Raw genomic sequence first — 13620 nt, forward strand, 5'->3', positions numbered from 1 at the left:
CCCGCATCAAACAGGGGGGAAGATCGTGGAAATGAGGGGTCTCTGTGTGCTGCTAGGGGCCGGAGATCCCTATTATCGCGAGTACGCGTTGACGGCGCTCGGTGAATTCTGCGATCTCGTACTGGTGGCCCCGCGCGAGCCGGAATGGGCATCGCCACACATTCACACGTTGGTGCTCGCCGATCACCGTGATCCATTGGCGACGTTGTCGGCATTACGAGAAAGCGTGCAGGTCGGCCTGACCGGTGTGCTGACCTACGACGAGTTCAGCGTGGAGTCGGCCGCCCGGGTCGCCGCAGAGTTGGGACTGCGGGGTTCCTCGCCGGCGGCCGCCGCCCGGTGCCGGGACAAGCGGCAGATGCGGGAGGCCTTCGAGGCGGCCGGCGTCGCCTCTCCGGTCAGCATCGCGGCCACCACACTGCCTGAGGTGACGGCCGCGGCGCAGAAAACCGGCTTTCCGCTGGTCCTCAAGCCCGTCGATCTGGCGGGGAGTATCGGCGTGGTGCTGGTGCGGCAGCCCGGCGAGCTGCGCGAGGCGTACCGCAGGTGCCTGGCCTCGGGGCGGCCCGAGTACGGCGCCGTTTCCGACGCGATCCTAGTCGAGGAGTACGTCGAAGGTCCCGAGGTCAGCGTGGAGTCACTGGTCAGGGCCGGTGAGGTGCAGACCGTGGCGATGACTCGCAAGAGGTTGGTGCCACCGCCGTGGTTTGAGGAGTCCGGTCATGTGGTGGTCGGCGGTCCGGTGCCGGAGGAGATCGCGCGGCTGGCCGAACGGGCACAGCGGGCGCTCGACATCGAGTGGGGCGCGACGCACACCGAGATCCGGCTGGGCGCGGCCGGCCCCCGGGTGATCGAGGTAGCCGCGCGGCCGGCGGGCGACGTCATTCCGCTGCTGGTGCTCCTCACCACCGGCGTCGATCTGACTGTCGCTGCGGCGGCCGCCGCGATGGGCCGGCCGGTGCCGGCTGCCCGGGAGCCGGTGGCACCGGCGGCGGCGGTCCGGTTCTTTTCCCCCGGTGGGGACATGGTTTTCCGGTCGGCGTCCAGTGAGGTCGCCGCCGCGGCACCGGAATGGCTCGTGTCGTTTGTGATCGAGGCGACGGACGGCGATGTTCTTCGCCTGCCACCCCGCGGCTTCCTCGATCGTGTCGGATACGCGATAGTGACCGGTGCGAACGAGGCAGAGTGCGAGCAGAGACTAGACGAGTTGGAGCGGTCTCTGTGTGTTTCAGCCGATCCTTTTGTCGGCTGAGTTCAACTTAGGTTTCGAATTCCCGGGCGAGCAGGCTCTCGATGACGCGGGCCCGTCAGGCGCTTTGTGGTGCCCAAACGGTCCCCGGGGTAATGGTTAGTTAGTGGGAGGGGAATGCGATGACCTCGACACTCAACGTAAACGACCGGATCGAGAAACACTTCGCGGGGTTCGACGGGCGGCTGTCCGACCTCCGCGATCGCTACAAGACCGAGCACTACATCGAGATCGACCCGTTCGTACCGGAGGATCTGCAGGCCGCCGCCCACACCGAGCTTGAGGGTCTCTTCGCGGCGAACGCCCGCCGCCGCGACCTCCTCGTCGCCCAGTCCGGCAACACCCCGCGGCGCTACAGCAACATCGACCGGGACGCGATCCACCAGGACGGCGACATCATCCCGGCGATCTACCGCGCGCCGGCACTGTACGAGCTGCTGGGGAGCATCGTCGGCGAGCGGGTACTGCCGGTGCCCTACACCCCGGAGGAGTACATCGCGTCGCGGCTGCACGAGCCGAACGACGTGCACGGCTGGCACTGGGACGACTACACGTGGGCGGTCGTCTGGGTGTTCAAGATGCCCCCGGTCGAGCACGGCGGCAGCCTCGAATACATCAAGGACGCCCCCTGGGACCGGGAGAACCCGCAGCCGGAGAAGCTCGTTGCTCAGGGCCCGGTCTGGACCCGACACCCGGGCGTCGGCGCGGCGTACCTGCTGAAGGCGGACACCGCGCTGCACCGGGTCAAGCCACTGTCGGTGGCGGACGAGCGGATGATCGTCTGCTACTCGTTCGCCACGGAGGCGGACCTGCAGCGGCCGGTCGATCACTCGTCGATGGCGGCGCTCTATCCGGAGTCGCACGCCAGGCACGAAGGCTGAGCGGGTCTTCATGACCGGAACCGGCCTCGTCGGCGCGGCCTTCGCCGCCACGATCGAGCTGGCTCGCGCCCGGCACCTCAACGTCTGGGAGCCATGGCTTCCGGCCGAGGCCGTGCCGCCGGGGGCGGGCCTCGTGCGACTGCTGCACCTTGGCGTCGATGTGCCCGCCGGCGCGGTCGACCCGGCCCAGGCCGAGCTGATCGTTCAGCTCGGCCTGGGCCGGCGGGAATCCGACCGGCTGGTGGCCGCGTCGTGGGCGGTGACGGCGTTCCGTGGCGTCCTCGCCGCCGGCCACCGGGAGTACGGTTCCGGCGTCGGCGACATCCACATCGGCGAGGATTCGCTGCGCTTCGCCGCCGCAGTGCTCGCCGCGGCGCCGCGCGGGCGGGTTCTGGACATCGGCTGCGGATCGGGCCTGGCGAGCATGGCCGCCGCCCGCACCGCCCACCAGGTGCTTGGGCTCGATGTGCTGCCAGCGGCGGTCGAGGCGTTCGGAATATCGGCGGCGCTCAATCCCGGCTTGGCCGACTGTCGGGCCGAGGTGGGCGACTTTCTCGACCTCGGCCGCGGCGACGGGTACGACGCCGTGGTGGCCAACCTGCCCGGAGTTCCGGTGCCGGACGGGGTCCCGTACCCGACGGCAGGCGACGGCGGTCCAGACGGGCTGCGGCTGATTCGGGCGCTGTGGCGGTGGTATGCGGGCATGAGTACCGCCGACAGCCTGGTCATGCGCTTCCAGTGCCCGGGCGGCCCGCGGACGCCGATCGCCGTGGCCGAGCTCGCCGGTTTCATGCCACCGGGCTGCGACATCCTCGTCGTCACCGACAGCGCCGTGCCGATGCTGGTGCGCAACGCCATTACCGCGACGCGCGCCGCCACACTGGACAGCCAGCGCGGTGCGGAGGAGCTTACTGAGGAGTTGCAGCGGCGCTGCGCGGAGCGGGGCTGGACCCACTACCACTGCTCAACGCTACGGATCCGGCGGAACGGCAGCGGCATGCGTGTCCACGTGCCCACTCCAGACTTGGTCGATGTGCGGCGATCGTACCGGGGCACGGGCTGGAGCATGTCCGTCGAGGAGTTGGCGCTGAAGGTCGGTGCCGAGCTGCGGCGGATGCCCGATGAGTTCTGGTCGGTGGCGGGCCTCAACGCCATCCAGGACGCTTTGGCTCATCTAGAGCGCATATATACTGACCTCGGTCACGGGGCTACCGAGCGTCAGATCGCATCGTCGCTCTCTGACGCCAGCACGCCGCTCGATCAGGCGGCGGCGGTGCTGGTGGTCTCGGCGATCGCCCGGGTCATGGTCCGGATGTCCCTGCTCGTTCCGGTCGTCGGCGTGGACGCACCCGTAACCGAAGGGCGTCGTGGGATGGGGAGTGCATGAGCAACGGCTGGCAGGTCATCGACTCCATCGATCACATCGATCCAACGGAATGGAACGAGGTGGTCGACGCGGCAGGCGGTTCCGTCTTCTCCACAGTCGAGTGGCTCAGTGCCTACGAGAAGACGCCGCCCGCGCCGCTGCACGCCGTCCGCCACATGGTGTGGTACGAGAATGGCAGGCTGCGAGCCGTCGCTCCGATGTACTACGCGTCGGAGGACCCGCACTACACCGGATACGGGCCGGACTACGGGTTCGACCACCCGATCCTGCGGGCCCGGATGCTCGTCGGACACTCGTTCTACTCGTACTTTAACGGGATCTGTTCGACGCTGCCGGCCGCCGAAATCGCGCCCGGGCTGGTCGCGACGATGCGCGAGGTCGCCACCGACCTCGGTGGTCCGCTGTACGGCTTTCCCGGCGTGCCGGAGACGGATCCGCTCTGCGACGAGCTCGACCGCCTCGGCTTCGTGGGCGTCTACACCGAGGCGACTAGCGGGGTGGACTTTGTGGGCACCGCGGAGGCACATCTGGCCGGTCTCAAGAACAAGGTTCGCCGGGAGTTCGGCCGGCTGTGTCGTCGTTCGGAGCGCCTGGGCGTCACGGTACGCACAGACGTGGACCCCGGATACGTCGACGCGTTCGCACGGCTCGTGGAGGATGTCTGCGCCCGCCACAGCATCCCGACGATCAACCCGCCCGACAACATCCGCAGCATCTTCCGGCACCTTCGCGAGCAGTTGCACTTCCTGACCATCTGGAAGGACGACGTGCTGCTGGGTGGGTTCATCCTGCTGCACCGCGCCGACACCCTGTATGCATGGATCGCCGGTCTGAACTACGACTTTCACAAGGAGTACGCCACCTACTACGCGCTCTACGCCAACACGTTGGATCTCGCGGAGCGGCTGGGTGTCCGGCGCATCGAGATGGGCCGAAGCATGTACGGCTTCAAGGTTCGGATGGGCTTCCACCCTCGTCTCCTGGTCTCGTGGTTCGACGCGACCGACGATGCCGGAAGGGAGATGCTGACCAGCGGTGCCGAGGCGCTCGAAACTTACTGCCGCACCCGGCAGCGGATCGCGGAGGCGTACGAGGCGGTCGACCTGATCCCCCCGGTGCCCCTGCTCGGCGCGCCCCGGTTTCCCCGTTCACTCGCTGCGGCCATCCACCCGTGACCGCCGCTGATGAGGCGCACCGAAGGCACCGAGGATTCCTGAGCCGCTGGCGGGTCGCGTTCGCCAGCGGGATTGTGCTCGCCACCGTGTTCGGCGTGGTGGAGGGCTTCTCCATTTTTTACTCGTCGTTCGTGATCGATCTCGGGTTGGATCGCGCGCAGGCGTCCGGGATGTTCGCGGGGTACCTGCTCGCCAGCACGGTCGCCGGACCGTTCGCGGGACGCGTCGTCGGCCGCTACGGCGCACGCCGGATCGTCCTGATCTTCCTGCCGCTCTTCGCGGCGGCGGTGGCGGCAGCCTCGCTGCCGACCGAGCTTTGGCAGTTCTACCTCCTCTACATGGTGGTGCTGGCGCCGGCGACCACGATGCTCGTCGTGGCCAGCCAGGTGATCATCACTAGCGGCTACGCCGAGGACCGGGGCCGAGCGACCGGAATCGCGTACGCTTGCCTGGGGGTCGGCAATTTCCTGCTCTTCTCGCTGCTCGCCCTCGTCGTTCAGGAGTACGGCTGGCGCGCCGGCTATCTGGTGGCCGGTTGCCTCGCCGCGCTGGGCACGGTCGGCTTCCTCCTCATGGACCGGCCGGTGGCTGCCGGCACGGGGATCGAGGAGACGCAGACGCCGAAGGAGAGCGCGACGAACCTGTTCCGTAGTCCGGTGTTCTGGTTGGTCTGCCTCGCCGCCCTGACCGCGAGCGTCACCGACTTCTTCACCTTCCAGACCATCGTGCCGTTCCTGACCACCGAAGGACACGGCGTCGCGATCTCCGGGTTCCTGCTGGGCATGACCGGCCTGAGTTACTCCGGCGGTCAACTGCTCGGCGGCGTGCTCTCCGACCGCACGACCCGGGAGTTGACCGCCGCAGTCGGCGCGATCGCCTTCCTCGCGGGTATCAGCCTCCTCTGGGTTCTGCCGCCGACACCGTTGCTGGTCCTGGCGATTCTCCTGCTCGGCTCCGGGGTTGGCATGATCATCGGAGCCCGGATCGCCGCCGTCGGCGACCTCTTCAGCGGTGCCCGCCTCGCTCGGGCAATCGGCTTCTTCCAAGTTGCCAGCGCCATCGGTTCAGCCTTCGCGACCTGGTTCGGTGGCTTCAGCTACTCCACTACCGGCAGCTACGGGCTGAGCTTCGTGGTCGCCGGCGGATGTGCGCTGCTCTGGATCGTCGTCATCTGGCTCGCGGCCCCCCGGCGCGCCGCGGCGACCCGGACGGCCGCGACCGGGACGCCTGAGGCGGTGCCGATCGGGGGCACCTGAGGTCCTGCCGACCGGCCGGCAGCGCAGCGCTCGCCGGCGGGCCGGGTAATACACAGGACGAGACTGGGGCGCGATCAGGATGCCTGACGTCGACGACGTTCGCCGGTCGGCGCTGTAGCTGCCGCACGTCCTCGAGATCGACAGCGCGGGCTTCGACTTCCGCGTCACCGACAAGGGGTTCATCTTGCCCTACCCCGAACGCAGACCCAGTCAGCCGCGTCTCATCCGGACCGACAACGTCTTGCAGGAGACCCGGGTTCGACAGTTGATGGGCATGCGGCGGTGGCGAATCTGCGGGCTGACCTGCGGTGATGGGCGTGAGGAGTCTTCGGGGCGGTTTGCCCACGGCTCCGAAGCGCGTTTCCCAACTCAGCGGCTATTCGGTGGTCTTGAGGCCGCTCATCTTTGGCGGGAGCGGGACACCGCAGTCGATGAAGAGTTTGTGCCGGTCGCTTTTAAGCGGCAGGCTCGGCTGCGTGCGGTCCAGGGCCTGGATCTGTGACTTCGTGCGCCACGAGGCGCTGTGTTACCGGGTGGAGATGGAAGGGCTCCACCGCCGGTCTGTCGCAGCAGGCCGGTGAAGCTGAGGGCAGCCGGAACCGGGAGGCGCCGGGGATGGTGGGAGCAGCCCTGACAACGGCGGGACCGGTCGGCACTGCCAGACGACCGGGGTCCGCCTAGCGAGACGGGAAGGTGCACGTGAGGAACCAGCGGGTAAAGCCTCTCAAGAGATACACCGGCTCAAATCTGGTGGATATGGGCCGGGGTGCGATGCACGCCCACGGTGGGTGGGCGACTCCTGCGTCGGGTGAAGACGCCGGTAGGGAGGCCACGAGGAAGGCCTACGGCGTACTCGTGGCGATGTCGCAGGGGCAAAGTTGGGCACCTCACCCGTCGACCGGTGCGCGGTGAACGTGGGAAGCGTCCCGGGCTCGACCCGTTGTCCGGCCGTCCAGGCCGGAGGCGGGCAGGCTCGCGCTCGGCTGATGGGTTCGGGACGTGGCGGAGCCGCCGTAGTAGTCGTGGGCGTAACGCCCCATCACGGAGGACGGGAAAGCCGTCCGCAGGGCCAAGGGCGGCAGCGAGTTCGCAGCGTAGGGACTGGCATGGCGGGAGATCGCCGGTGAATACCGGCGTGCCGGGACCGGAGGCCGAACTGGCCGAGGACCGGGTACTGCGGATCCAGACCAAGCTGCACCAATGGGCGATCGATGATCCTGATCGCCGGTTCGACGATTTGTGGAACCTCGTCTGTGATCCCGCCGTGCTGGTCGTGGCCTGGCGGCGGGTGCGGGGCAACCGAGGGAAGCGGTCCGCCGGGGTCGATGGGGTCAGACCTGACGCCATCGAGGTGCCGGAGGCGGGGTTCATCGCGGAACTACGAGCTGATCTCAAAGCCCGTCGGTTCACCCCGATGCCTGTGCGGGAGCGGATGATCCCGAAGCCGGGGGCGACGAAACGTCGCCGGCTCGGCATCCCCACTGCGCGGGACCGTGTCGTGCAGGCCGCCCTCAAGTTGGTGCTGGAGCCGATCTTCGAGGCGGGGTTTCGCCCGTGCTCCTACGGGTTCCGCCCGAAACGCCGAGCCCACGACGCGATCGCCGAGATTCATCAGTTCACCTCCCGCTCCTACGAGTGGGTGTTCGAGGCTGACATCGAGGCGTGCTTCGACCAGATCTCGCATCCGGTGCTGATGGACCGGGTCCGTCGTCGGGTCGGGGACAAACGCGTCCTGGGTCTGGTGAAGGCATTCCTGCGCGCGGGCATCCTCAGCCTCGATCCACCGATGAAGGTCGAACCGGCGGGAGCCCGGGTATAGAAAGTGCCCCCTGAACTGGAAGGATAGGAGTGTTGACGCTTCTATCGGTCGGTTCGAGAGGGCACTTCGCAGGTGAGATTACGCTATGACGCGCCGGTGGTGCGCGCGACGTTCGACGATCCAAATCTGGTGTCGTGTGCCGGCCTTGTTCCGGTGATGCGTCTGGCCGAGCAGGCCGGTCTGCACGATGCGGTCGCCGACCGGGTGAGTCTGCCGACGGACAAGGGCGCGAATCCGGCCGGGAAGGTCGCCACGATCGTGGCCGGGATGCTCGCGGGCGCGGACAGCATCGATGACCTTGACGTGGCCCGGCACGGCGGGATGCGGTCACTGTTCACCAGCGTGTACGCGCCCTCGACGCTCGGTTCGTTCCTGCGCACGTTCACCCACGGGCATGTGCGGCAGTTACAGGCCGCCGCCCGCGACACTCTGGTCGGCCTCGCCGCCCGGACACCGCTACTGGCCGGCGCGGACACGCTGTGCTTTGTGGACATCGACTCGATGCTGCGCCGTGTCTACGGCAAACAGAAGCAGGGCATCGGGTTCGGTCACGCCAAGGTCGGCGGCTACAACGTCTGGTTGCGCGGCTACAACCCCCTCGTGGCGACGTTGTCCACCCCGCTGACGGCGCCGGTCGTCGCTACCACGAGGCTGCGTTCGGGTAACACCGGCTCCAGCAAGGGCGCTGCCAGCATGATCGCCGAGACGATCACCACCGCCCGTGCCTGCGGCGCGACCGGCGAGATCGTGGTGCGGGCCGACTCCGCGTTCTACGCCAAGGCGGTCATCAGCACCTGCCGGCGCCACCAGGTGCGGTTCTCGGTCACCACCCGCATCGACACCAAGATCCGCGCCGCCTGCGACAGCATCGGCGATGACCAGTGGATCAACATCCGTTACCCGCAGGCCGTCTGGGACGACGACGAGCAGCGGTGGATCTCCGACGCGCAGATCGCCGAGACCACCTACACCGCCTTCGCCGGCACCCGGCACGCCGTCACCGCCCGGCTGATCGTGCGCCGCATCCGCCGCGACGACCCTACCCAGGCCCCGGGCCAGGAAGAACTCCTACCGAACTACCGATATCACGCGGTGTTCACCGACAGCCCGTTCACCCTCGTGCAGGCCGAAGCCCAGCACCGGCAGCACGCGGTCATCGAGCAGATCAACGCCGACCTGATCGCCGGCCCTCTCGCGCACCTGCCGTCCGGCCGGTTCAACGCCAACGCCGCCTGGCTGACCTGCGCCGGCATCGCCCACAACCTCACCCGGGCCGCCGGTCACCTCGCCGCCGGCGCCTGGACGACCGCCCGGACCACCACGATCCGGACCCGGATCGTCACCGTCGCCGCCCGCCTCGCGCACCGGGCCCGCACCATCCACCTGCACCTACCCGAGCACTGGCCCTGGCAACCCGCGTTCGAGAATCTGTTCACCGCCATCCGTACCGCACCCGACTGACCGCCGCATACCGACCGGAACCAGGCGGCCCGACCACAAGCCACGAACCCCACCCCACTCCAGCACAACCTGCCCAGAGCAAGCCGACCACGTAATCGGCAATTCCGCCGTACCCCAAAACCACCCGATATCAGAGCTATTCAAACGCGACCATCACGAACCGCGTCGGTGGATCGAGGCTCAGCGAGGACGGCACGGCCGTTTCATGATCGATAGTGGCGGGGAGTGACGATGTGTTTGGTGGCGTGTCGGATATGGACGAAGCTCCGTTGAGACCAGGTCCTCTCACAGATCTGGTTCAAACGGAGCTTCGTCGTGCCGCAGTCTGCCACCCTCATCACCGATCCGTCGCCTGCGCCGCTGTCCGGGGACGTCTCGTTCACGCCTTCGTGTCACGGTCTGCTCGACCTGCTGCTCGCCGTCTGCGACGGCCGGTCCGACCAGGGCCGTGATCATCCGGTCGCGGTCGTGCTCGCACTGGTCGCGGCGGCCACGGTCGCCGGGCTGAAGGGTTACACCGCGATCAGCGGCTGGGTCGCCGATGTGCCTGCCGAGATCCTCGACGGCCTGTACCTGCGCGTCGAGGCCCGGCCGGCTGGGCGGCCGTCGCGCTCGACGCTGTGGCGGGTCTGCACCGACACCGACGGCGACGTCCTGGACGCGGTGATCGCCGAATGGACTACCGCCCAGCGCACCAGCACCGGCGAGCAGGCTCCCACCAGCACCGACACGGTGACACAGGTCCGCCTGGACGGAAAGACTGTGCGCGGCGCCGTCAACGCCGACGGCGAGCAACTGCATCTGTTGTCCGCCCTGGCCGGCTCGCCCGGCCCGGACCCGGCCGCGCTCGTCATCGCCCAAGCCCCCACCGACGGCGCGAAGACCCGCGAACCGGAAACCGCCCGTGCACTGCTGGAAACCCTCGATCTGCGTGGCGTGACCATCACCGCGGACGCGCTGCACACCGTCAAGGCCACCGCCGAACTCATCCACCGGCAAGGCGGCCACTTCGTGCTGCCGGTCAAGGAGAACCGGCCCGCGCTGTTCGAAGCCCTCGACGCCCTACCCTGGGCCACCACCGTGATCGGATACGAGAGCACCGAGGCCGGACACGGCCGCAGCACCCGCCGCACCATCCGCGTCCTGCCCGCACCGGCCGGCCTGCCGTTCCCGCACGTCAACCAGGTATGGCTGATCGAACGCTACGTCACCGGCAGCGACGGCAAACAATCCGCCGCCGCGCAACTGGGTGTCACCAGCCACCCCGCCGACGCCGCCGGACCGGCCGAGATCGCCGCGTTCAACCGCGGCCAATGGTCCATCGAATCCCTACACTTCATCCGCGACACCTGCTACCGCGAAGACCACTCCCGCGTGCGTACACGCTCCGGACCACGCGTTCTCGCATCGCTGCGCAACCTCGCGATCAACGCCCTACGCCTAGCCGGCCGGACCGACATCACCGAAGCCACCCGCTGGGCCAACCGCAACATGACCAGACCATTCACCATCCTCGGCCTCACCGGATGATGTTGAAACGGCCGTGGCGAGGACGGCCAGGCGCAGGCCACCGTTGCCGGCACCCCGCAAGGGGGCGTCCTTTCGCCCCTGCTCGCGAATGTGGCACTGCCGGGTAGACGGCGGGAGTTTCACCCGCCGTCCCCCACAGATCCGGACGTGAACCTCTCGACTCATCCGGCTCGTGCCGTTCGGTTGTCAGGTCGTGTACCGCATCGCCCAGTGCGCGAACAGGTCGGGCGACCGTTGCCGGACGTCTCGTAGCCATACTCGAGCTCTGTCGTCGCTGCGTTTGAGTCGCTTGTACTTCCACTTCGCCCAGCGCATCAGATGACGATCGATGCGCTTGCCGATCGGGTAGACCGCGCTCGGGTAAAACACGGTGAAGTAGTTCAACCAGCCCCGAAGGACAGGGTTGACCTCTACGGCGAGGTCTGCCAGGTTGCCGGTCGTGCGTCGATGTAGCCGCCAGGACGCGACCTTGCGGCTCATATCGGTCAGCTTCCCCGGGGCAACCGCGGGTAGGAACCCGGTCCGGGCCCTTCCGCGGGTCTTGTCCCAATGCCATTAAGTTAAGGCGTCTGGGCAGGCCAGCCTGGGTATGGCGGGCCCGTCGTGGCGGGTGGTCCGGTCGGTGGGTCGTTTGACGCGGTAGGAGTTGTGGCGGGCGCGTTTGATGACGCGGGGGCAGCTGCGGTCGCGTCGGGGCGGGTTCGGCTGGTGGCGGATCTCGGTGAGGGCATCGTCGAGGGCGGTGGAAAGGTGCTCAGGGGGTAATGGCCGCCTGGTCGGTGACCTGGCGGCGTACGACGCGTAGGCCTTTGACGAACGACATGCGGTCGGGGTCGTAGCCGGCCGGGTCGGCGGCTTCCAGCAGCAGTGCGCGGATGGCGTAGTGGGCCAGCAGTAGTCCCCACATCTGCTGTTCGACCAGGTCAGGGACCTTCGATCGGAGGACTTCGCCGCGGCCGCGCAGGTCCGTCTTGATCTCGTTCAGAGTGGACTCTTCTTCCCAGCGCTGCTGGTAGGCACCCGCCAGTTCCATCGCGGGGACCTCGTGGTGGTCGGTGAGGGTGGTGACCACCACGATGAGTTCGCCGTCGGGGTTGCGGTCCGGGACGGTGTACTCGACCACCCTGACGAGGCGGGCGAGATCGGCCGGGATCTCCTGGCCGGTCCGGGCCTGCTCGACCAGCCTGGCCCGGCGTTGCGCGGACAACCCCGCCTTGAAGATCAGTGCCTGGTAGGAGCCGTCCGCGAGCCACCGCAGATGCCCGATGGACACGCTCGCGCCGACTCGCCAGGCAAGGTCCGCGCCGGTGGCGGCGAAGGAGTTGAACAGGTCGAAGGAGTACAGGCCCGCGTCGGCCAGGACCAGCATGCCCGGCCCGACCCGCCCGGCCAGATCCTTGATCAGGGTACGTTCCCCGGTGCGGCACGACCCGAGTACCGCCCCGACGATCGCGTGGCTGCCGCACTCGGCCAACGCCGCGATGTGCAGCTTCGGGTACGCCGACGCCTTCGGCCCCGACCCCATCCGGTCGAAGCGTTCCACGTTGGCCGGGGTGTCGGCCACGTCGAGGGTGGTCGCGTCGATCGCCATCAGCCGGCGCCGGGCCAGCCAGGCGCCCTTGGTGCCCGGTCCAGCCAAGGGCACGCACGCCCTGTCGAACAACATCTTCACCGGCTCGGCGCCCAGCCGCTGACGTGCCTGGGTGATCGCCGACGCCGTCGGGACCTGCCAGTCATCGTCCCAGGAACCAAGTCTGCGCAGGTTACCCACCAGCCGGCGCATCACCTCGTCAGAAGACTCGGCGCAGAACAACCCCATCGCGATCACGTAACGGATCATCACGTGCGCCGGCAGCCGCCGGACCCGCTTCTCACGCCGCCCGCTGCGGTTGAGTACCTCTTCCAGCAGATCCCGGTTGAACCGGGCCGACACCACCCCGAGCCCGATGTGATCGGTCAACCGGCCCTGCGGCCGCAGCGACTCCACCCCAGACGACGTCACGCCACGGCACGGTACCGGCCCGCCGACCCCTAGTCAGCTCACCGCGCTGACCAGCACTGATGCCTTAACTGAACGGCATTGGGTCTTGTCCCATGCCTTCCGGGGACGAAACGCGTACCCGCAGAACGTGAACGTCACCAGCTCGTAGTCGAGACGGCGCCGGTCGTCTTTGCAGTACACGATGCGCGTCTTGTCGGGGTGCAACTGCAACCCGATGTCCGCGAACCGACGATCGATCGCCTGACGCACCTGTTGCGCCTGACGTTCGGTCACGCAGTGGACCACCACATCGTCTGCGAACCGCTCGAACCCGACCCCGGGAAACTCACGGCCCATCCAGGTGTCGAAGCCGTAGTGCAGAAAAATGTTGGCGATCAACGGGGAGATCGGACCACCCTGCGGTGTCCCCTTGTTCCGATGGGTCAGGGTCCCGTCGGGCATCAGCATCGGCGCTCTCAACCAGCGCTCCACATACAGCATGACCCACGGGTGAGTCGTGTGACGCGCCACCGCCTTGAGCATCAAATCCCACCGCACGGAGTCGAAAAAGGCCTTGACGTCCAAATCGACGACCCAGTCCTTCTTGAAACACCGCTGCCGACACACCCGAATCGCATCGATCGGGGACCGTCCGGGACGATATCCGTAGGAGTCGTCGTGGAACACCTTCTCCACCTCCGGCTCCAACACCAGCACCGCCACCGTCTGCGCCACCCGGTCGACCACATTGGGAATGCCCAGAATCCTGACCCCACCCTTCTTCGGGATCTCCACCGCCCGGACCGGGCCGGGGAAATAGCTGCCCGACGACATACGGTTCCAGTAACTGGATAGGTGCTGGAACATCGGGTATGCGTGTA

Annotated in this window: 11 protein-coding genes; 8 read left to right on the forward strand and 3 right to left on the reverse strand. The window is 67.8% G+C overall.

Annotated features, from left to right (window positions below; translation table 11 throughout):
- Nucleotides 1-46 precede the first annotated feature (46 nt).
- From ID554_RS09780 to ID554_RS09815, 8 genes are all read left to right on the forward strand, one after another.
- Complete coding sequence (locus ID554_RS09780) at nucleotides 47-1252, forward strand: ATP-grasp domain-containing protein (protein ID WP_158573789.1); 1206 nt, start codon at nucleotides 47-49, stop codon at nucleotides 1250-1252.
- A 119-nt stretch (nucleotides 1253-1371) separates the two neighbouring features.
- Entirely contained in the window at nucleotides 1372-2130 is a 759-nt protein-coding gene (locus ID554_RS09785) for a HalD/BesD family halogenase (RefSeq protein ID WP_117229460.1), read from the forward strand.
- Between the two features lie 10 nt (nucleotides 2131-2140).
- Nucleotides 2141-3517, forward strand: a complete 1377-nt coding sequence (locus ID554_RS09790) for a methyltransferase domain-containing protein (protein ID WP_117229459.1) — start codon at nucleotides 2141-2143, stop codon at nucleotides 3515-3517.
- Complete coding sequence (locus ID554_RS09795; protein ID WP_117229458.1) at nucleotides 3514-4692, forward strand: GNAT family N-acetyltransferase; 1179 nt, start codon at nucleotides 3514-3516, stop codon at nucleotides 4690-4692. The genes ID554_RS09790 and ID554_RS09795 overlap by 4 nt, the downstream gene beginning before the upstream one ends.
- Nucleotides 4689-5948: an MFS transporter gene (locus ID554_RS09800; protein WP_158573788.1), complete on the forward strand. Its 1260-nt coding sequence runs from the start codon at nucleotides 4689-4691 to the stop codon at nucleotides 5946-5948. Before ID554_RS09795 ends, ID554_RS09800 begins: the two co-directional genes overlap by 4 nt.
- Nucleotides 5949-7071: 1123 nt before the next feature.
- Nucleotides 7072-7767, forward strand: coding sequence for a reverse transcriptase domain-containing protein (locus tag ID554_RS09805; RefSeq protein ID WP_191088767.1), 696 nt, complete (start codon nucleotides 7072-7074; stop codon nucleotides 7765-7767).
- Nucleotides 7768-7839: 72 nt separating this feature from the next.
- Nucleotides 7840-9228: an IS1380 family transposase gene (locus ID554_RS09810; RefSeq protein WP_191088612.1), complete on the forward strand. Its 1389-nt coding sequence runs from the start codon at nucleotides 7840-7842 to the stop codon at nucleotides 9226-9228.
- A 315-nt stretch (nucleotides 9229-9543) separates the two neighbouring features.
- Nucleotides 9544-10758 (forward strand): ISAs1 family transposase, encoded by a 1215-nt coding sequence (locus ID554_RS09815; RefSeq protein WP_158573890.1) that lies wholly within the window; start codon nucleotides 9544-9546, stop codon nucleotides 10756-10758.
- Nucleotides 10759-10944: 186 nt separating this feature from the next.
- Here the strand turns inward: ID554_RS09815 and ID554_RS09820 are convergent, their stop codons facing one another.
- The 3 genes from ID554_RS09820 to ltrA all read right to left on the reverse strand — a co-directional run bounded on the left by ID554_RS09820 (nucleotide 10945) and on the right by ltrA (nucleotide 13606).
- On the reverse strand, nucleotides 10945-11238 hold the full coding sequence (locus ID554_RS09820) for a group II intron maturase-specific domain-containing protein (RefSeq protein ID WP_117231410.1): 294 nt from the start codon (nucleotides 11236-11238) through the stop codon (nucleotides 10945-10947).
- Between the two features lie 274 nt (nucleotides 11239-11512).
- Nucleotides 11513-12760 carry an IS4 family transposase gene (locus ID554_RS09825; protein WP_191088608.1) on the reverse strand — a complete coding sequence of 416 codons (1248 nt, stop codon included), beginning with the start codon at nucleotides 12758-12760 and terminating at the stop codon, nucleotides 11513-11515.
- Between the two features lie 33 nt (nucleotides 12761-12793).
- A complete protein-coding gene (ltrA, locus tag ID554_RS09830; protein WP_223884511.1) occupies nucleotides 12794-13606 on the reverse strand; it encodes a group II intron reverse transcriptase/maturase in 813 nt (270 codons plus the stop codon).
- Nucleotides 13607-13620 lie beyond the last annotated feature (14 nt).

Origin of the sequence: Micromonospora craniellae (assembly GCF_014764405.1) — a bacterium.
GTDB classification, from domain to species: Bacteria; Actinomycetota; Actinomycetes; order Mycobacteriales; family Micromonosporaceae; genus Micromonospora; species Micromonospora craniellae.

Bases quoted from the DNA above. Each gene is read 5' to 3' on its own strand.
- ID554_RS09785 (WP_117229460.1), top strand. From the start codon at position 1,372: ATGACCTCGACACTCAACGTAAACGACCGGATCGAGAAACACTTCGCG.
- ID554_RS09790 (WP_117229459.1), top strand. From the start codon at position 2,141: ATGACCGGAACCGGCCTCGTCGGCGCGGCCTTCGCCGCCACGATCGAG.
- ID554_RS09795 (WP_117229458.1), top strand. From the start codon at position 3,514: ATGAGCAACGGCTGGCAGGTCATCGACTCCATCGATCACATCGATCCA.
- ID554_RS09820 (WP_117231410.1), bottom strand. From the start codon at position 11,238: ATGAGCCGCAAGGTCGCGTCCTGGCGGCTACATCGACGCACGACCGGC.
- ltrA (WP_223884511.1), bottom strand. From the start codon at position 13,606: ATGTTCCAGCACCTATCCAGTTACTGGAACCGTATGTCGTCGGGCAGC.